Annotated in this window: 19 protein-coding genes; 11 read left to right on the forward strand and 8 right to left on the reverse strand. The window is 61.3% G+C overall.

Annotation, left to right across the window (positions count from 1 at the left end):
• Positions 1-20 precede the first annotated feature (20 nt).
• From C0V73_RS16060 to C0V73_RS16075, 4 genes are read left to right on the forward strand one after another with little or no spacing between them, the layout of a single operon-like run.
• Complete coding sequence (locus C0V73_RS16060) at positions 21-1,289, forward strand: mitofilin family membrane protein (protein WP_102021009.1); 1,269 nt, start codon at positions 21-23, stop codon at positions 1,287-1,289.
• Between the two features lie 3 nt (positions 1,290-1,292).
• Complete coding sequence (locus C0V73_RS16065) at positions 1,293-2,957, forward strand: heme biosynthesis protein HemY (protein ID WP_245408001.1); 1,665 nt, start codon at positions 1,293-1,295, stop codon at positions 2,955-2,957.
• An 11-nt stretch (positions 2,958-2,968) separates the two neighbouring features.
• Positions 2,969-3,448, forward strand: a complete 480-nt coding sequence (locus C0V73_RS16070; protein ID WP_102021010.1) for a TerB family tellurite resistance protein — start codon at positions 2,969-2,971, stop codon at positions 3,446-3,448.
• Complete coding sequence (locus tag C0V73_RS16075) at positions 3,438-4,172, forward strand: glutamine amidotransferase (protein WP_102021011.1); 735 nt, start codon at positions 3,438-3,440, stop codon at positions 4,170-4,172. Before C0V73_RS16070 ends, C0V73_RS16075 begins: the two co-directional genes overlap by 11 nt.
• Here the strand turns inward: C0V73_RS16075 and C0V73_RS16080 are convergent.
• Positions 4,157-5,404 carry an MFS transporter gene (locus tag C0V73_RS16080; protein WP_102021012.1) on the reverse strand — a complete coding sequence of 416 codons (1,248 nt, stop codon included), beginning with the start codon at positions 5,402-5,404 and terminating at the stop codon, positions 4,157-4,159. The genes C0V73_RS16075 and C0V73_RS16080 overlap by 16 nt on opposite strands.
• 127 nt (positions 5,405-5,531) lie before the next feature.
• Between C0V73_RS16080 and C0V73_RS16085 the strand changes: the two genes are divergently transcribed.
• Complete coding sequence (locus tag C0V73_RS16085; RefSeq protein WP_102021013.1) at positions 5,532-5,822, forward strand: YggT family protein; 291 nt, start codon at positions 5,532-5,534, stop codon at positions 5,820-5,822.
• On the forward strand, positions 5,819-6,133 hold the full coding sequence (locus tag C0V73_RS16090; RefSeq protein ID WP_102021014.1) for a DUF167 domain-containing protein: 315 nt from the start codon (positions 5,819-5,821) through the stop codon (positions 6,131-6,133). The genes C0V73_RS16085 and C0V73_RS16090 overlap by 4 nt, the downstream gene beginning before the upstream one ends.
• 2 nt (positions 6,134-6,135) lie before the next feature.
• Here C0V73_RS16090 and ppa read toward each other — a convergent pair whose 3' ends face one another.
• Positions 6,136-6,672, reverse strand: coding sequence for an inorganic diphosphatase (gene ppa, locus C0V73_RS16095; protein WP_102021015.1), 537 nt, complete (start codon positions 6,670-6,672; stop codon positions 6,136-6,138).
• A gap of 120 nt (positions 6,673-6,792) precedes the next feature.
• On the opposite strand from ppa, the gene C0V73_RS16100 reads away from it, so the two are divergent.
• Positions 6,793-7,419 (forward strand): hypothetical protein, encoded by a 627-nt coding sequence (locus tag C0V73_RS16100; RefSeq protein ID WP_102021016.1) that lies wholly within the window; start codon positions 6,793-6,795, stop codon positions 7,417-7,419.
• Positions 7,420-7,433: 14 nt separating this feature from the next.
• On the opposite strand, the gene C0V73_RS16105 is transcribed toward C0V73_RS16100, so the two are convergent.
• The 3 genes from C0V73_RS16105 to C0V73_RS16115 form a co-directional block, all read right to left on the reverse strand.
• On the reverse strand, positions 7,434-7,940 hold the full coding sequence (locus C0V73_RS16105) for a GNAT family N-acetyltransferase (protein WP_102021017.1): 507 nt from the start codon (positions 7,938-7,940) through the stop codon (positions 7,434-7,436).
• A 185-nt stretch (positions 7,941-8,125) separates the two neighbouring features.
• Positions 8,126-9,946: a translational GTPase TypA gene (gene typA, locus C0V73_RS16110; protein ID WP_102021018.1), complete on the reverse strand. Its 1,821-nt coding sequence runs from the start codon at positions 9,944-9,946 to the stop codon at positions 8,126-8,128.
• A 157-nt stretch (positions 9,947-10,103) separates the two neighbouring features.
• Complete coding sequence (locus C0V73_RS16115) at positions 10,104-12,167, reverse strand: M3 family metallopeptidase (RefSeq protein ID WP_102021019.1); 2,064 nt, start codon at positions 12,165-12,167, stop codon at positions 10,104-10,106.
• Positions 12,168-12,357: 190 nt separating this feature from the next.
• Here C0V73_RS16115 and C0V73_RS16120 point away from each other — a divergent pair, with 190 nt between their 5' ends.
• Positions 12,358-12,792: a hypothetical protein gene (locus C0V73_RS16120; protein ID WP_245408002.1), complete on the forward strand. Its 435-nt coding sequence runs from the start codon at positions 12,358-12,360 to the stop codon at positions 12,790-12,792.
• Positions 12,793-12,911: 119 nt separating this feature from the next.
• The gene (locus C0V73_RS16125) at positions 12,912-14,102 is read left to right on the forward strand and encodes a multidrug effflux MFS transporter (protein WP_172450202.1); all 1,191 of its coding nucleotides are present in this window, start codon (positions 12,912-12,914) and stop codon (positions 14,100-14,102) included.
• Between the two features lie 52 nt (positions 14,103-14,154).
• Here C0V73_RS16125 and C0V73_RS16130 read toward each other — a convergent pair whose 3' ends face one another.
• A complete protein-coding gene (locus C0V73_RS16130) occupies positions 14,155-15,378 on the reverse strand; it encodes an argininosuccinate synthase (protein WP_102021020.1) in 1,224 nt (407 codons plus the stop codon).
• Positions 15,379-15,619: 241 nt separating this feature from the next.
• Between C0V73_RS16130 and C0V73_RS16135 the strand changes: the two genes are divergently transcribed.
• Both C0V73_RS16135 and C0V73_RS16140 read left to right on the forward strand, forming a co-directional pair.
• The gene (locus C0V73_RS16135) at positions 15,620-16,480 is read left to right on the forward strand and encodes an SDR family NAD(P)-dependent oxidoreductase (RefSeq protein WP_172450215.1); all 861 of its coding nucleotides are present in this window, start codon (positions 15,620-15,622) and stop codon (positions 16,478-16,480) included.
• Between the two features lie 74 nt (positions 16,481-16,554).
• Entirely contained in the window at positions 16,555-17,196 is a 642-nt protein-coding gene (locus C0V73_RS16140; RefSeq protein WP_102021022.1) for a LysE family translocator, read from the forward strand.
• A gap of 33 nt (positions 17,197-17,229) precedes the next feature.
• Here C0V73_RS16140 and rlmN read toward each other — a convergent pair whose 3' ends face one another.
• Both rlmN and C0V73_RS16150 read right to left on the reverse strand, forming a co-directional pair.
• On the reverse strand, positions 17,230-18,468 hold the full coding sequence (rlmN, locus tag C0V73_RS16145) for a 23S rRNA (adenine(2503)-C(2))-methyltransferase RlmN (RefSeq protein ID WP_102021023.1): 1,239 nt from the start codon (positions 18,466-18,468) through the stop codon (positions 17,230-17,232).
• A 235-nt stretch (positions 18,469-18,703) separates the two neighbouring features.
• The gene (locus tag C0V73_RS16150) at positions 18,704-19,207 is read right to left on the reverse strand and encodes an invasion associated locus B family protein (protein ID WP_102021262.1); all 504 of its coding nucleotides are present in this window, start codon (positions 19,205-19,207) and stop codon (positions 18,704-18,706) included.
• Positions 19,208-19,239: the final 32 nt, after the last annotated feature.

Genomic DNA, 19,239 nt, shown 5'->3' on the forward strand with positions numbered 1-19,239 from the left:
CGCGAAATGAAGAGGTTGCCATGGTTTCCGGAAAGCCACCCCGTCGATCGAAAGCCACCGATGATCCGGTGACAATCGACCTGACCGCCGAGGAAACCGCGACGCCGAAGGAAGATGGCGCCTCGGATACGAAGTCCGATGCCACAACCTCGTCTTTCGTGACAGACGAAGCGGCAATGAACACCGCGGCAGCAAGCGACGCCCCAGCCGATACGCCTGCCGATCCCTGGACACCGACACCCGAGCCTTCGGAAGCAACCACGTCGGCCGCCGAGAGTGAAACGCCCGCCGACAGCACGGCGAACACCGAAGCCACCCCCGCCAAGGAGCCCGTCCGCCAGTCGCCCCCAACCTCGACGCTGGTCGCCTCCGGTATCTTCGGTGGCCTTGTGGCGCTCGCCCTTGCTGGCAGCATGCAATATGCCGGGATCGTCCCGGGCATCGGTCCGGAGCAGAGGACGGAGGCACCAGCCATCGACACAACAGAGTTGGATGCCCTCAAGGCGGACGTCGCCCGCTTGGCGGCGCAACCGGCAGCACCGTCGACCGACCCTGCCCTTGCCGAACGCATAGCGGCGCTGGAAACCAGCGTTGCAAATACAAACTCGGCTCCCGCAGTCGATGCGGCTGCGGTTGAAGCATTGAAGACCCAGCTGGTAGCCGCCGAACAGGCAATCGAATCCCTGCGTGCTGAAATCGCCAGCAACAAGCAGGCGCTGGACCAGAGCACGACCCGCCTGACGGAAGCTGAGCGCAAGCTCGAAGAGCCGCGCAGCGATGTGGAAATGGCGCGGGCAATTGCCTTGGCTGGCCTCAAGACCGCCATCGATCGCGGCGGCCCCTTCCTGTCGGAGCTCGACGCGCTGAAGAGCGTTTCGCCGGAAGACCCCGCCATTGCAGCACTTACCCCGCTTGCGAGCGCGGGTGTGCCGTCCCGCTCGGATCTTGCACGCGACTTCAATCAGGTCGCAGAAGACATCCTCGCCGCCATCAACCAGCCGGCAACCGGCGAAGGCTGGACGGACCGTCTGCTCGCAAGCGCCCGGTCTCTGGTCAAGGTTCGGCCCGTCGGCAATGTCGAAGGCGAGACGCCCGAGGCCATCGTTGCCCGCGTCGAAAACAAGCTGCAGAACGGCGACCTGAAGGGTGCTGCCCTTGAATGGGACACGCTGCCCGAGGCCGGCAAGCAGGCATCCACCGAATTTTCGACCAAGCTGAAAAACAGGATCGAGGCCGAGGAGCGCGTTGCCGCCGCCCTGTCCCAGACTGTGGCCGGGAACGGAGGCTGACGCATGACCACCATCCTCAAGATCCTCTTCTTCTTCGGTTTTATCCTGGCGCTAGGCTTCGGCTTTTCCTGGGTGGCCGATCGTCCCGGTGAAATCTCGCTGATCTGGGAAGGCCAACAATACAATACCGATCTCATCGTCGCGGTGACGGCGCTCGTCGCCCTCGTCGCCACCCTCATGCTCCTGTGGTGGCTGCTCCGCGCAGTCTGGACCTCGCCCCATTCGGTCCGCCGCTTTTTCCGCGCCCGCAAACGGGACCGCGGCTATCAGGCGATATCCACCGGGCTGATCGCAGCCGGCGCTGGCAATGCCATTCTCGCCCGCAAGATGAGCGCCCGCGCCCGTGGCCTGATCCGCGCCGACCAGGAGCCACTGATCCGCGTGCTCGACGCCCAGGCAGCCCTGATCGAGGGACGTCACGACGAGGCGCGTCGCCTGTTCCAGGAGATGTCCGAGGATCCGGAGACCCGGGAGCTTGGGCTTCGCGGTCTCTATGTGGAAGCGAATCGCCTCGGCGCGCATGAGGCTGCTCGACAATATGCCGAAACCGCAGCAGAGGCGGCGCCTTACCTGCCATGGGCAGCGAAGGCGACGCTGGAACATCGCTGCCGCGCCGGTCATTGGGACGATGCGATCCGCCTGCTCGATCAGCAGAAAATCGCCCACGTTCTTGAACGTCATGAAGCTGAACGCCTGAAGGCGGTGCTGCTCACCGCAAAAGCCGAAGACCAGCTGGAAGCCGATCCGGCCGGTGCGCGCGACAGTGCCTTGAAGGCGTTGAAACTCGCCAAGGATCTGGTGCCCGCGGCCATCGTCGCTGCCAAGGCCTACATGCGCGAAGACAATCTGCGCAAGGCGTCGAACACCCTGGAGCAGGTCTGGAAGATCGAGCCGCATCCGGAAATCGCCCGCGCTTATGTCCGTGCCCGCAGCGGTGACAGCGCCGTCGACCGGCTTAAGAAGGCGGAAAAGCTGGAAGCTCTGAAGCCGAACAACTACGAGTCCCTGCTGGCCGTTGCGGAAGCAGCGCTCGATACGCAGGACTTCAAGAAGGCCCGTGCCAAGGCCGAAGCGGCGGCCCGCATCGCCTCGCGCGAACGCGTCTATTTGCTGCTCGCCGATATCGAAGAAGCCGAGACCGGCGACCAGGGCCGTATCCGCCATTGGATGGGTCAGGCGCTCAAAGCACCGAGAGATCCGTCCTGGGTGGCCGACGGCCACGTGTCCGAGCGCTGGATGCCGATCTCGCCAGTTACCGGCCGCCTCGACGCCTTCGAATGGAAGACGCCCTTCGACCAGTTGGCCGGCCCGGTCGAGGAAGGCACAACATCCCAAGGCGAGAAAGCGCTCGCATCCCTTCCTCCTGTCGCGCGGACGGAAACTGCAGCCAAGCCCGAGCCTGTGGTCGAGCCGACACGCCCGAAGGTGGTGGAGACAAAAGGCCAGGTGATCGACGGTGAGGTTTCGGCGAAATCGGCAGAGCCAGAGGTGCCTTTGGCAAAGCCGACGAAGCAGGGGGCCCCAGTGGTCGATGCGTCAAAGGAAAGCATGCCCGTAAAGGAGCCAGCGGTCGTCGAACCCTTCTTCGGTCGCCCTCCCGATGATCCCGGCGTCAAGGATCCGGCGCTCGCGGCCCCAGAACCCAAGACCCGCCTGAAACTCTTCTGACAGGAACCGGTATGCTCGATCGCCTGCAATCCTTCTTCCAATCCGTAATGCAGGACCGCCCCAGGGCGGTCTTTGCACCTGACGATCCGCGGATCGCCGTTGCCGCCCTCTGTCTCCAGGTCATGGAAGCGGACGGCGTCGTCCGCGACGCCGAGAAGGCAAAACTGCGGGAAATTCTCAAGGAGGAATACGGGCTCGAAGAAAGCGACCTCGACGCCTTGATCGCAGCCGGTCAAGACGCCGAGAGCGAGGCGGTCGATTACTACCGCTTCACCACGGAACTGAAGCGACAGTTGAACGAGGACGAGCGCCAACATCTGGTCGGCATCCTCTGGGATATCGTCTATGCAGACGGAAGCCGCAGCGAGATGGAAGACCATGCCATCTGGCGGGTCGCCGACCTGCTCGGCGTATCCGGGCGTGAACGCATCGTCCAACGGCAGGAAGCGGCCGAACGGGCCGGCCTTGGAGCGATCGACGATGCCAAGTGACGAACGATCGCGCCCGCGCGATCGCAAGCAGCCTGTCCTGATCGTCCTGCACCAGGAGAGATCGAGCCCCGGCCGTGTCGGCCAGATGTTGGAGGAGAAAGGCTATCCCCTCGACATCCGCCGTCCGGTACTCGGGCAGGCTCTGCCAAAAACCTTGGCGGACCATGCGGGCGCTGTCGTCTTTGGCGGTCCGATGAGTGCGAACGATCCCGACGACTACATCAAGACCGAAATCAACTGGCTCGACGTGCCGCTCAAGGAAAACAAGCCCTTCCTCGGAATCTGCCTCGGCGCTCAAATGCTGGTTCGTCACCTCGGCGGCAAGGTGGAGGCCGACCGGGACGAGCGCACCGAAATCGGCTGGTATCCGATAAAGCCGACCGAACATGGCCGCCTGCTGATGCACTGGCCGAAGATGGTCTATCACTTCCACCGCGAGGGCTTCAGCCTACCACAGGGCGCCAAGCTGCTGGCGACGGGAGACATCTATCCGAACCAGGCATTCCGCTATGGTGAGAACGCCTGGGCCGTGCAGTTCCATGCAGAACTGACCCGCGCCATGATGCACCGCTGGGTGGTCCATGGTGCCCATCGTTTCGTGCTACCGAATGCTCAGCAGGGGCGCGAACATCTGGAAGGCCGGATGATCTTCGACGCGCCGCTGCGTGCCTGGCTCTCCGATTACCTAGACCTGATCTTCAATCGCGATCAGCGCGCTTCCTGACGCTCCGGCGCTTCGAGACTGTCGATCTTGCGCAATTGCGGGAAGCCCAGCGCCCAGACCACAGCAACGGCGAGCGTACCGAAGCCACCAAGCACGACGGCAGGCACCGGCCCGATGAAATGCGCCATGGTGCCGGCCCGGAACTCACCGAGTTCGTTCGAGGCGCCGACAAAGACCATGTTGACCGCGTTGACCCGGCCGCGGACCTCGTCCGGGGTCCAGAGCGCAATCAGCGTCTCGCGAACATAGACGGACGCCATGTCGGCGGCGCCCATCAGCATCAGCGCGAAGATCGACAGCCAGGCCGTCTCGGAGAAGCCGAACAGGATCGTCCCGACGCCGAAAAGGGCGACGCCGATGAACATGAAGGTCCCGGCATTGTGGCGGATGGGGAAGCTTGCAAGCGCGATCGCGACGATGATGGCGCCGATCCCCGGTGCAGCGCGCAAAAGGCCGAGGCCCCAGGGACCGAGATCGAGAATGTCACGTGCAAAGACCGGCATCAAGGCAACCGCACCACCGAGCAGCACCGCGAAAAGATCGAGCGAAATCGCACCCAGGACGACCTTTTCACCGAAGATGAAGCGGAAGCCGGCAAACAGCGTATCGAGCGTCACAGCCTTTTCGGACTTCCGCTGCGGCGGACGCTTGACCAGGAAGACGAGGATCGCAGCAGCCGCAAAGAAGCCGAAGGACACGGAATAGGCAACGACGGGACTTGCCCCATAGAGCAGGCCGCCGGCGACCGGACCGACAATCGAAGCCGTCTGCCAGGAAGATGAGTTCCAGGCAACTGCGTTCGACAGATCCTTCTGCGGCACCAGATTGGGCGCAAGCGACTGAACCGCAGGCGCTGCAAAGGCGCGCTCGATGCCGAAGACAACCAGAATGGCAAAGACGATGGTCGGCTCGAACGCGTCGGCAATCGTAAGCCCGAGCAACGCGCCGGCACAGATGGCGCTGACAATCATGCAGATGGAAACGATGGCACGACGATTATACCGGTCGGCCACGGAGCCGGTGACCAGGATCAGCAAGAGCGATGGCAGGAACTGCACGAGACCGATCAGGCCGAGATAGAAGACATTGCCCGTCATGTCGTACATCTGCCAACCGACCGACACGCTGAGGATCTGGGTGGCGAAAGCGCCGAGGAAGCGGGCAAAGAAGAAGCGCGTGTAGGAAGAATGCCGGAACGCAGCAAAACGGTCGTCGGCTGAGGAGGCGTGCATCGAACAATACCTTGGACTGCGGGGACGGGCCCGCCGTTAAACATGATTCGGATTGCGTGGGCCCCATCCACTTGTCCGTTAAGTCGCCAATGTCTACATCTCTGTCAACCGAGAAATGGAGACCTGAATGTACGCACTGTTTCAGACGATCGACCTTGCCTTGAGCATCTTCACCTGGATTCTGATCGGCAGTGCCATCTTCTCCTGGCTCTTTGCCTTCAACGTGATCAACTCCAGCAACCGCTTCGTGGCGACGCTCGGACAGTTCTTCTACAACGTCACCGAGCCAGTGCTGCGCCCGATCCGCCGCTTCATGCCGGATCTCGGCGGCATCGACATCTCGCCGATCGTCTTGCTGCTGATCATCTTCTTCCTGCGTTCCTTCCTCTGGAACAGCATCTACCCGCTAGTGGCGTGACAAGCCCCTGCCGTCTTGGCCATGACCATATCCTGCTCGCTGTCCGGCTGACACCGAACGGCGGGCGCGATGCGTTTGACGGAGTGGAGGTTGGCGCCGACGGTCTGGCGCATCTCAAGGCGCGCGTGACCGCCGTGCCGGAAAAGGGCAAGGCCAACAAGGCCCTCATCGCCGTGCTTTCGAAAGCCCTGAAGGTGCCGAAGTCCTCGATATCTGTTGTCTCGGGCGAAACCTCGAGACAAAAAATCCTCCGGATCGAGGGCGACCCGGAGGATTTGCAATCGCGGATAGGAGCGCTGGCTTCAGCCTGAGCTTACTTGCCTTCGTCCTTGGCGCGCTGGATCGAGTCCAGGATGATCTGCTTTGCAGCATCGACATCCATCCAGTCGCCGATCTTCACCCACTTGCCGGGCTCCAGATCCTTGTAGTGCTCGAAGAAGTGCTGGATCTGCTTCAGCGTGATTTCCGGAAGATCCGTGTAGTTGGCGATCTTGTCGTAGCGACGCGTCAGCTTCGGTACCGGAACGGCGAGAATCTTCTCGTCCATGCCGCCATCGTCTTCCATCATCATCACGCCGATCGGGCGAACATTGATGACGCAGCCCGGAACGAGCGGGCGCGTGTTGCAGATCAGAACGTCGAGCGGGTCGCCGTCCTTGCAGAGCGTGTGCGGCACGAAGCCGTAATTGCCCGGATAGGTCATCGGGGTGTAGAGGAAGCGGTCGACGACGAGCGTGCCGGCGTCCTTGTCCATCTCATACTTGATCGGCTGGCCGCCGACAGGAACTTCGACGATGACGTTGATGTCTTCCGGCGGGTTCTTGCCGATGGCAATTGCATCAATACGCATATTATTGGACCCCGTAGAGTGTTGAATTCCTGCGCTACCTAATGCGAAATATGGCGCAATGCAACACGGCTTTGGGAGAAGCCCCTCCGCCCCGCCGGTGGAATACGAGGATGCCAGACGATGCATGCCACCAGCCCTTTGCCGATCGCGGTGATGCTTGCCGCAAGCATGTTCGTCGCGGCAGCAGTCCACGCCAACGACAGCGCCTATACCGATCTCAACCTCGACAACTGCCAGACCATCGAAGCCGACGCGATGGGTGCCAGCTTGCTGTGCAAGGGCTTCAAGGGTCTGGAGGTGCATTTCAAGGAGGGCGACCTGCGCCAGAGCGTACTCTTTGGCCCCGTCGACCGCGAGCTGCAGCACGGCGCCTTCGAGAGTTTCAGCGCCTTCAACCGGGTGAATGACAAGATCGAGTGGCGGCGGGATGCGTCCGGCAAGCCTTTCGCGGCCATCCTGCGCTGGTTCATCGAAAACCCTGGTCCGGATGGCTCACCGAGCCCGGAAAGCACGGGCCAAGTTCTCGTCATCTCCCGCGTCGCCACACCGGACTATCAAGGCTCATGCTTTGTCGGGATGGTCGATGCGAAGGCCAACGCCAATGCGAACCTCTTGGCCCGTCAGGTGGCAGATCAGGTTGCGGCGGGGTTCGATTGCGGCATGCAGTCACCGCTCTGGTATGGCGAGCGTGGCCAACTCACCAGCGACAGGACGTTCAGCTGGCCCGAAGGATATGTGTTGGAATAGACCGACGCTTTCGGTCAGTTCCAGATGAAGCCGAGCTTCTTCAGATGCACATCGTCGAAGTCTTCCATGCCCTCGACGGCATCGACGCCGCCATTCGAGCGGAAGAAATTGGCGGCAATCTCGCTGTCCTCGAGGCACCAGACGACCATGCCGTTGCAGCCGAGCGATTTCAGCGTGCGCTTTGCCTCATGGAACAGCTGATAGCCGAGGCCGATTCCCTGATATTCGGGCCTGAGGTAAATCTCATAGATCTCGCCTTCATGCGGCAAGGCGCGGGCGCGGTTATAGCCAAGTGAGGCATAGCCGGCGACGGTGCCGGCCACCTCGGCAAGCAGGATGGTGGCGGGCCCACGCGTCGCCTTGCGCCACCAGCTTTCGCCGCGGCGCTCGATCATCCGGGTCAGGGCACGATAGGGGATGATGCCGGAATAGGCGTGTGTCCAGGCATTTCGGTGAGCGTCAGCGATCGCTGCGGCATCACCGGGACCTGCCAAGCGCATGTCGATCGACAACGTCTTCATAACGTAAACCCACCCTGGCGCGCTCGACTGAGGAGACGCGGAGCCTGGACCTGCATCGGTCCACGGGCAAAATTTAACGCTTTTTTAAGAATACTCGCAAGGCAGAAGGAGGTGGATGCACAAACAAAACCCCGGCCTGGAAGACCGGGGTTTCAAAACGAGACATATTTTCAGAGACTTGCGCCTCAGATAGCAGCCTTGGACTTTTCCATGCGCTTGCGGTCGTTCGCATCGAGGAACATCTTGCGCAGACGGATCGACTTCGGCGTGACTTCCATCAGCTCGTCGTCCTGGATCCAGGACAGCGCGCGGTCGAGCGTCATGCGGATCGGCGGGGTCAGCTTGACAGCTTCGTCCTTGCCGGCCGAACGGATGTTGGTCAGCTGCTTGCCCTTGAGGACGTTGACCTCGAGGTCGTTGTCACGGGTGTGAATGCCGATGATCATGCCGGCATAGACCTTCTCGCCTGGCTCGATGATCATCGGGCCGCGATCTTCCAGGTTGAACATCGCATAGGCGACGGCTTCACCGGACTGGTTGGAAAGAAGGACGCCGTTGACGCGACCGGTGATCGCACCCTTGAAGGGCTGATAATCGTGGAACAGGCGGTTCATGATCGCCGTGCCGCGCGTGTCGGTCAGCAGTTCCGACTGGTAGCCGATGAGGCCACGGGTCGGCGCGTAGAAGCGCAGACGAACGCGGCTGCCGCCCGAAGGACGCAGCTCGACCATCTCGCCCTTGCGCTCGGACATCTTCTGAACGACGACGCCGGAATGCTCTTCGTCGACGTCGATGACGACTTCTTCGATCGGCTCCATGGTGGTGCCGTTCTCGTCCTTGTGCATGACAACGCGCGGACGCGACACGGCAAGCTCGAAGCCTTCGCGGCGCATGGTCTCAATGAGAACGGCGAGCTGCAATTCGCCGCGACCGGAGACGAAGAACGAGTCTTTGCCGTCAGATTCTTCGATCTTCAGCGCGACATTGCCTTCGGCTTCCTTGAACAGGCGGTCGCGGATAACGCGCGAGGTAACCTTGTCGCCTTCGGTGCCGGCGAGCGGGCTGTCGTTGACGAGGAAGGACATGGTGACCGTCGGCGGGTCGATCGGCTGCGCGGTCATGGCTTCGGTGATCGACGGATCGCAGAAGGTGTCGGCAACGGTGCCCTTGGAGAGGCCGGCGATGGCGACGATATCGCCTGCATGGGCTTCTTCGATTGGCTGACGCTCGATGCCGCGGAACGCGAGGATCTTCGAGATACGGCCGGTTTCAACGGTCTTGCCATCCTGGGCGAGAACCTTGACGGCCTGGTTCGGCTTGATCGAGCCGGAAGCGATACGACCGGTGATGATACGGCCGAGGAAGGGGTTGGCTTCGAGAAGCGTGCCGATCATGCGGAACGGGCCTTCTTCAACCTTGGGCTCCGGAACGTGTTCCAGAACGAGGTCGAGAAGCGGGGCCAGGCCCTGATCCTTCGGGCCTTCCGGGTTGACGTTCATCCAGCCATCGCGACCAGAGCCGTAAAGGATCGGGAAGTCGAGCTGATCGTCGGTCGCGTCGAGATTGGCGAAAAGGTCGAAGACTTCGTTGATGACTTCTTCGTGGCGGCCATCCGGACGGTCGATCTTGTTGATCGCGACGATCGGGCGGAGGCCGACCTTCAGCGCCTTGCCGACAACGAACTTCGTCTGCGGCATCGGGCCTTCCGAGGAGTCGACCAGAACGATCGCGCCGTCCACCATCGAGAGAATACGCTCGACTTCGCCGCCGAAGTCGGCGTGGCCGGGTGTGTCGACGATGTTGATGCGGTGACCCTTCCACTCGATCGAGGTCGCCTTGGCCAGGATCGTGATGCCACGTTCCTTTTCGAGGTCGTTCGAGTCCATCATGCGCTCGGCGGTGCGCTGGTTCTCACGGAAAGAGCCGGACTGCTTCAGAAGCTCGTCCACAAGGGTCGTTTTTCCATGGTCCACGTGCGCGATAATCGCGATGTTGCGCATTTTCATGTTTGTGATCTCTGATAGCTGGGGCGCAATACGGGAGAGAGGCGCCGATTTACTTTGGCGCGCTCATACCTTGTTTTTTGCATTTGCGAAAGGGGGAAACGCCCGATGCGCCGGCGATGGTTACCGCCGGCGTCGGTTTTGCTCGGTCCTGCCTGCCTTAAGCCGCAAGCCCTTTCTTCTTCAGCATGGCCTCCGGGCTCGGCATCTTGCCACGAAAGGCCCTGTAGGCATCTTCCGGATCGACCGATCCTCCAGATGCATAGATATAGGTCTTGAGCTTCCGCGCCATCTCCGGATCGAAGGGATTGCCGGTTTCCTCGAAGGCGGCGAAGGCATCGGCATCGAGCACTTCGGACCACATGTAGGAATAGTAGCCGGCCGAATAACCATCGCCCGAGAACACGTGCTGGAAGTGCGGCGTGGCATGGCGCATGACGATCGAGGCCGGCATGCCGATCTTCGCCAGCACTTCGGCCTGCACGGCGATCGGGTCCTCGACAGGCCCTTGCGTATGGAAGGCCATATCGACCAGCGCCGACGAGGTGAACTCCACCGTGTTGAAGCCGGCATTGAAGGTGCGCGCTGCCAGCACCTTGTCGAGCAGGGCCTGCGGCATCGGCTCACCCGTCTGGTAGTGCACCGCATAGGTCTTCAGGATCTCGGGCACGGTCAGCCAGTGCTCATAAAGCTGAGAGGGCAGTTCGACGAAGTCGCGCGAGACGCCCGTGCCGGATACCGAGGGATAGGTGACGTCGGACAGCATGCCATGCGCGGCATGACCGAATTCATGGAAAAGCGTCCGTGCGTCGTCGAGCGACAGCAGCGCCGGCTTGCCCGGCTCCGGCTTTGCGAAATTGCAGACGTTGTAGATGATCGGCAACTCGCCCTTCCGACCGTTTTTCAAGGTGAGCTGGTGCTGCGCCTGGAAGCTGCTCATCCAAGCGCCCGAGCGCTTGGACGGCCTTGCGAAATAGTCGCCGAGGAAGAGAGCAACCAATGCATCGTTCCGGTCACGGATCTCGAAGACCCGGACGTCGGGGTGATAGCCGACGACGTTTACGAGCGGCACCGCACGGATTCCGAAGATGCGGCCGGCAACGTCGAAGCAGGCCTCAATGATCTTCTCAAGCTGCAGATAGGGTTTCAGCTCGGCTTCCGAGAAGTTGAACTTCTGCGCCCGCAGCTTCTCCGCATAGTGACGCCAGTCCCAGGGCGCGACTTCGTGGTTCTTGCCCTCGTCAGCGATCAAGACGGCGAGTTCGGCCTCTTCGGCTCGTGCCTGGGAAACGGCCTTTTCCCACACCTGCATCAGCAGACCATTCACGGCCTCGGGTGTCTTCGCCATCGTATTGTCGAGCTTGTAGGAGGCGAAGTCCTTGTAGCCGAGCAGCTTCGCCTTCTCCGCCCGAAGTGCGAGCGTCTCCTTGACGATCTCCCGATTGTCAGTCTCGCCACCATTGATGCCACGCGAGGTCCACGCCTTGAACGCGATCTCGCGCAGGTCACGGCGCTCAGAGAAGGTGAGGAATGGCTCGATGATCGATCGGGAGAGCGTGACCACGTGGGTATGGCCCTTGCCATTGGCGGCAGCGGCCGACGCCATCGCATCGCGCAGGAAAGCGGGGATCCCAGCGAGGTCGGCTTCACCAGACAGCGGCAGGATCCAGGACGATTCATCCGCCAAAACATTCTGGCCAAAGTTTGCGCCAAGGCTTGCCAGCCGCTCGTTGATCGCGGCGAGGCGCTCCTGCTCGGCCTTGGGCAGCTTGGCGCCCGACTTGACGAAGCCCTTCCAGTGACGCTCGAGAACACGCGTCTCCTCGAGCGTGAGCCCGAGCTCATCGCGTCGGGTCCAAAGGTCATCGATGCGGCGGAAGAGGGCTGCGTTCATGCCAATCTTGGAATAGTGGCGCGACATCTTCGGCGCGATCTCGCGTTCCAAAGCCTGGATGCCCGGATTGGTATGGGCACCAGCCCGGTTCCAGAAGAGGGCCGAGACGCGCGAGAGCGCATCTCCGGCAATCTCAAGCGCCACAATGGTGTTGGCGAAGGTGGCCGGCTCCGGATTATCCGCGATCGCATCGATCTCGGCGTCATGATCCTTGAGGGCAGCCTCGAAGGCCGGCGCATAGTCGTCGTCACCGACTTTCTCGAATTGCGGAAGGCCATGCAGGCCTTTCCAGTCGACGACAGCGGGATTGAACACGGACGACTCAGTCATTTCAGATACCTCCTTGGGCACCGCATGGCAGGGGCGGCGCACTGATTTGCCCCATGCTATCCCGGCCGAATAAAGACGCGCACGCAAAAATCAGTGAAAAAGAACAGAATTTTCCAACGCCGCTTTCTCGCAACATTGACGTACATTCGAATAGGCCCATAGATCGATGGATCCTATGAAAGGACGGTCCATGGCCATGGAAATCTTTCCAATCAAGCCGGTCGGCGCGTCGTCGTTCCGCGTCCAAGAGAGCAATACTCAGACAGACATCCGCCTCTCCGATCTCGAGCCGAAGAAGCTCGTTAGCCGTGAGACGGAAGTTTTCGAAGAGGCTCTGTCCGTCTTCGCCAGCATGACACCGCGGCGCATGCGTGAAATCGCAAGCGAGAGCTTCCAGCGCGACGAGATAGACGAGAATACCTATCGCGAGCTTTCGACCGAGCTGCCCCTGCAGATGGTCGATCGCAACGGAAACGTCACGGATCTCTCGACCCTCACAGACGATTCGCAGTTCGACTACGCAGAATATTACAGGACCCAGCAATCCCTCGCCGAAATGATCGGCGACATGGACGTGGCAGACTCCTATTCCAAGGTCCTCGACTTCTTCGCCCGCAACACCTGATCGTCCGATCGTCCCGACTTCTCGTGACGCGGGACTCGATCCCGACACGCATTCGCTCTAAGTGCACACAGGCGCTGGCAGAGGTGCTGCGCCAACCGTAGTACACTGAGCGAGTTTTCATGACCCAAATGCGCATGAGCGAGCGCCGCACCACGTTTCTCGGTGCCTTCCTGACCACGCTCGGCCCCATTTCCATGGCGATCTATACGCCGGCAATGCCCGAACTCGTACGCGCCTTCGGCACGACGGACGCAGCAATCAAGCTCAGTCTCTCGATGTTCTTCGCAGGCTTCGCTCTCGCACAGCTGGTCGCCGGGCCGCTTGCCGATGCGCTCGGACGGAAAAAGGCAACGCTGATCTTTCTGGCGATCTATCTGGCCGGCTCGCTTCTGGCCTTCGTGGCACCGAGCGTCGAGTTCATCCTGGCTGCACGCCTTGTGCAGGGCATCGGCGCATCCGTCGGCGTCGTCGTCGGACGCGCCATCGTTCGCGACCTTTACACAGGTGCCGATGCCTCCCGCATTCTCAATACGATCGGCATCTTCCTCGCGGTCGGTCCGGCCATGGGGCCAACCCTCGGCGGGCTAACGCTCGCCGCCTTTGGGTGGAATGCGGTTTTCCTGCTGATGGTTGCCTTCGGCCTGATGGCCATGGCCTTCACGTTGTTGCTGCTCCGGGAAACGATCATTCCGGACTTGAGGCGCCTGAGGCCCGGCCAGTTGTGGCGCAACTATATCGAAGTCGCCGGCAATGCCCGCTTCGTCGCCGCCTCCCTGGTGCTCAGTGGCACGATCGGCGCCCTCTATGCCCAGTCGACCATGCTCCCCTTCGTCCTGATCAACGAGGTCGGCCTGACACCCACCCAGTTTGGCTTGGGCATGTTGATGCAATCAGGCGCCTATCTGACGGGATCACTCACGCTGAAACTCGTCTCTCGCAGGATCTCAGGTCTCACTGCGTCGAGGATCGGCATCGCACTCTGCGGCACAGGCGCCATCGCGATGGCATTGTCGGTCGCGTTCGTGCCACCCTTCTTCCTGTCCGTTATGGGACCGGTGGCGGTCTGCACCTTTGGGCTCGCTTTCTTGAGCCCTCATGTCGTGACGATGAGCATGGCTCCCTTCCCGCATATTGCGGGGTCGGCCTCTGCCCTCACGGGCTTCCTGCAGATGAGTGCAGGTTTCGTGGGCGGGGTCGCAGCAGCCTCGATCGGCGATCCGCTCACCGCCTTCGGCATCATCATTCCCTTCATGGAACTGAGCGCCGTCGCCGGCTTCTTCTGGCTGCGCAACCTCGAACGTCGGGCATGAAAAAGCCCGCCTTCCAGGTGGAAGACGGGCAATCTTGAATGTCGATGCTGGATTACTTGCCGAGATTGCGCTTGGCGAGCGTGCGCAGGCGCAGCGCATTCAGCTTGATGAAGCCGGCTGCATCCTTCTGGTCGTAGGCGCCCTGGTCGTCTTCGAAGGTGACCAGCTGGTCGGAATAGAGCGACTTCGACGACTCGCGACCGATGACCATGACATTGCCCTTGTAGAGCTTAAGCGTCACTTCGCCTTCGACATGCTCCTGGCTCTTGTCGATCAGGGCCTGCAGCATCTCCCGCTCCGGCGAGAACCAGAAGCCGTAATAGATCAGCTCGGCGTAGCGCGGCATGATCTCGTCCTTGAGATGGGCTGCACCACGGTCGAGCGTAATGCTCTCGATGGCCCGGTGGGCAGACAGCAGGATCGTGCCGCCTGGGGTCTCGTAGACGCCGCGGGACTTCATGCCGACAAAGCGGTTCTCGACGAGATCGAGACGGCCAATTCCGTTGTCGCGTCCATAGGTGTTGAGTTCGGCGAGCAGGGTGGCCGGGCTCATGCGAACGCCGTTGATCGAGACGGCATCACCCTTTTCGAAGCCAACCTTGATGATGGTGGCCTTGTCCGGAGCGGCTTCCGGAGAAATCGTGCGCATGTGCACGTATTCCGGGGCCTCGACGGAAGGATCTTCGAGAACCTTGCCCTCGGACGAAGAGTGCAGGAGGTTGGCGTCCACGGAGAAAGGCGCTTCGCCCTTCTTGTCCTTGGCAACCGGGATCTGGTTCTGCTCGGCGAAGGCCAAGAGATCGGTGCGGCTCTTGAAAGCCCAGTCGCGCCACGGGGCGATGATCTTGATGTCGGGGTTGAGCGCGTAAGCCGAGAGTTCGAAGCGAACCTGGTCATTGCCCTTGCCGGTCGCGCCGTGCGCGATGGCGTCTGCGCCGGTCTTCTTGGCGATATCGATCAGGTGCTTGGAGATCAGCGGACGGGCGATCGAGGTGCCGAGCAGGTAGACGCCTTCGTAGACGGCATTGGCGCGGAACATCGGGAAGACGAAATCGCGGACGAACTCTTCGCGCACGTCCTCGATGAAGATCTCCTTGATGCCGAGCATCTCAGCCTTCTTACGGGCCGGCTCGAGTTCTTCACCCTGGCCGAGGTCGGCCGTGAAGGTGACGACTTCTGCACCGAGTTCGGTCTGAAGCCATTTCAGGATGATGGAGGTGTCGAGACCGCCGGAATAGGCGAGGACGACTTTCTTCACGTCTTTGGGGAGTGCCATGTCGATGTTCCGTCTGGAAGGAGCGAGGCTCAAACCCCGCCTGGATCAAGAATGGCGGCACTTTTAGCGAGATTCCGCCGGTACGCAAGGGCATCGACCGGCCGAGCTGGCGGCCAAGATCGGTTGGGTCCGATAGCCGGGCAAGCCGGGGACGGATTTGCCGTCATGTTGACGAAGCCGAACACGGGTACCATATCGCCATCACTGCCAAAGCCATTGACCTAGAAGGAATTTGCCCATGATGACCCAACATCCAGCACTCGTGAAAGGTCATGTCGCCGTCATCACCGGCGCCGCCTCTGGCATCGGCCTCGCAACCGCCAAGGCCTTTGCTGGCATGGGCCTCTGCGTCGTTCTGGTTGACCTCGAAGGCGATCAGTTGGCCGCCGCAGCCCTGGAGGTTGCAGCACTTTCCGCAAGTGGTGACACCGATGTGGTTGCGATCGGTACTGACGTCTCGAAGCTGGATGAATTGGAAGCGCTGGAGCGCGCCGTCATCCAGCGGTTCGGACGTGTGCATGTGCTGATGAACAATGCCGGCATCCAGCCGGGCAGCGCCCTCTTCGGGCCGCAGGCAAACTGGGAGAACGTGCTCGGCGTCAACCTGATGGCCGTCATCAATGGCACCCGCACCTTCGGCCCGGGCATGGTCGCCCACAAGGATGCAGCTCTCATCATCAACACGGGATCAAAGCAGGGCATTACGACGCCCCCGGGTGATCCGGCCTACAATGTCTCGAAGGCAGGGGTGAAGGCTTTCACCGAAGCGCTTCAGCACGACTTGCGCAACACGCCGGACTGCAATGTTACCGCCCACCTGCTGATCCCCGGCTTCGTCTTCACGGGCCTGACGGCGAATGGCCGTACCGAGAAACCGGCCAGCGCATGGACGCCAGAGGAAACGGTCGAGTTCATGCTGGAAAGCCTTGTCAGAGGTGACTTCTACATCCTCTGCCCGGACAATGATGTGCCCCGCGCCCTGGATGAAAAACGCATCGCCTGGGCCGCCGGCGACATCATCGAAAACCGCCCGCCGCTCTCGCGCTGGCATCCGGATTATGCCGACGCCTTCAAGACCTACTTGTCGATCCCCAGAGGCTGATTGGCAAGGCCGGTGAAGGCCGTTATGGATTGATCACCCGCAGGTCGCGGGTGCTTCATCATGCGGTGACATCAATGGATTATATCCCGAGCCTTCCCGTCTTTCTCGCCTTCAGCCTGGCGCTGCTCCTCCTTGCCATCACCCCCGGCCCGGACATGACGCTCTGGATCAGCCGCTCGCTCCGCGATGGTCGCGCGATCGGCCTGATGACGCTCGCCGGAACCAGCTTCGGCATCTCGATCCACACGCTGCTGGTCGCCTTCGGCATTTCGGCCCTCATCGTCGCCTCGCCGACGGCATTCATGCTCTTGAAGACCGGGGGAGCCGCCTATCTTCTGTGGCTGGCGTTGCAGGCGGTCCGCCACGGCTCGAACTTCGTCATCAAGGCGGATGGTGATGCGGTCGTCTCGAAGAAGGGCGCCTTCCTGAACGGGCTCTGGGTCAATCTCCTGAACCCCAAGGTTATCATCTTCTTCATGACCTTCCTGCCGCAATTTGTGACAGCCACCGACCCGAACGTCACCGGAAAGCTGATCTTTCTCGGCATATGGTCGATCATCCTGTCGCTGCCGATCGGCGTCGGCATCGTCTATGGCGCGGATTTCATGTCGAGCTGGCTGCAGGCGAACCGTAAGGTTCTGCGCGGCATCGATTACACCTTTGCCGGTGTCTTCTCGATCTTCGCGGTGAAGATCTTCATGACGCAGGCCAAGTAGGATCGAAGGCGGGACAACCGTCCCGCCGGAACATCAATCGTCGTCTTCGCCGTGATTGGCGATCATCATCGCTTCAAACGCCAGGCGCTCGGTCTTGCGCATGCGCTCCGATTCCGACTTCAGCTGACCGCAGGCGGCGAGAATATCGCGGCCGCGCGGTGTGCGGATCGGAGAGGCATAGCCGGCCTGGTTGATGAAGTCGGCGAACTTCTCGATCGTCGCCCAGTCGGAACACTGGTAATTGGTACCCGGCCATGGGTTGAACGGGATCAGATTGATCTTCGCCGGTACGCCCTTGAGCAACTGGATCAGCCCCTTGGCATCCTCGAGACTGTCGTTGACATCCTTCAGCATCACATATTCGAAGGTGATGCGCCGGGCATTCGACAGGCCCGGATAGTTACGACAGGCTTCGATCAGCTCCTTCAGCGGATACTTCTTGTTGATCGGCACCAGCATGTCGCGGAGTTCATCACGGACGGCATGCAGCGAGATCGCCAGCATGACGCCGATCTCTTCGCCGGTCCGGTAGATCTCAGGCACCACGCCCGAGGTCGACAGGGTGACGCGACGCTTGGACAGCGACAGGCCATCGCCATCGGTCGCGATCAGCAGCGCCTTCTTCACTTCCTCGAAATTGTAGAGCGGCTCACCCATGCCCATCATCACGATGTTCGTGATCTTGCGGTCGCTCGACGGCATCATGGTGCCGACAGGAATCTCGCGGTCCGGGAAATCACCCAGCCGGTCACGCGCCAAGAGCAGCTGCGAAAGGATTTCCTCGGCCGTCAGATTGCGCACCAGCTTCTGCGTGCCGGTATGGCAGAAGGAACAGGTGAGCGTGCAGCCGACCTGGCTCGAGATGCAGAGCGTGCCGCGACCCTCTTCCGGAATATAGACGCTTTCGACCTCGACCGGACGCCCGGCGCCGCGCGGCGGAAAGCGCAGCAGCCACTTGCGGGTGCCATCGTTCGACACCTGCTCTTCGACGATCTCGGGCCGCGCGATGGTGAAATGCGTCTTCAGCATTTCGCGCATGTCCTTGGAGACATTCGCCATATGGTCGAAGTCGGAGGTGCCGCGGACATAGAGCCAGTTCCAGATCTGCGCCACGCGCATCTTGATCTGCTTCTCCGGCACACCCTTGCCGCGCAGGGCCTCACCCAGCTCCTCGCGATCAAGGCCAAGCAGGCTCGGCTTCTCGGCGAAAGCGGTGGGGCGAACCGGCGCCGCAGTCTGGCTACGTTCAGGAAGCGTCACTGAAACTGTCATCGTCTGGACCTCTGGACCATATGGAGAAGCATGCTCGGATCGAGCGCGTCCCGGCTGGCAGGTATGAATTCATGGATCATGCGGACTGGGGATCGAGCCCATGCCCTAATTTGCACGGGCCAATAGCAGCTTTTTTGGCTTCCGTCACCCCAACCGCCTGCGGGTCGGCCATGCGCAAATGAAAGGGGCCGGCAGATGCTGCCGGCCCCTCGCGTAAAATTCAGGCGTTCGGCCCTTAGTTGCAGTTCTGGATCTTCTGCAGAGCCGCCGAGATGCCGGACAGCGAATAGGTGTAGTTGGTGGCCGTGCCACGAGCCGAAGTCGCGGTGACGGTCATCGACGAGCCACCCTTCATAGCAGCGACGAGTGCCGGCTCTTCAGCTGCGTTCTCGACCCAGGCGGAGGTATCCTTGACGAACAAGACGAAGTTCTTGTTGTCGATTTTCACATTGACCTTGGAGTCGCCCTTCATCGGGTAACCCATCATGGCCTGCGGCTCATACGAGATGTTCTGGCCGGGACGCTGCGACACGACAAAGAAGATGTCGCCGTGATTGACGCTGGCCGGTTCCTTGGTGGTCGGAACGGACAGCACGTAGCAAACAGTGCCGCCATTCGACTTGTAGGAATAGGCGCCCCAGGCCTTGAACTGCTCGATCCGCGTGGGCGATTGCGCGTTGGCGAGCCCGCTGCTCGCCAGGAGGATTGCCAGTGCGGTTACGCTACTTCTTACGAACATGTCTTCCTGCCGGTTGTTTCCATCCATCACCC

Origin of the sequence: Rhizobium sp. TH135 (assembly GCF_002855515.1) — a bacterium.
GTDB lineage: Bacteria > Pseudomonadota > Alphaproteobacteria > Rhizobiales > Rhizobiaceae > Allorhizobium.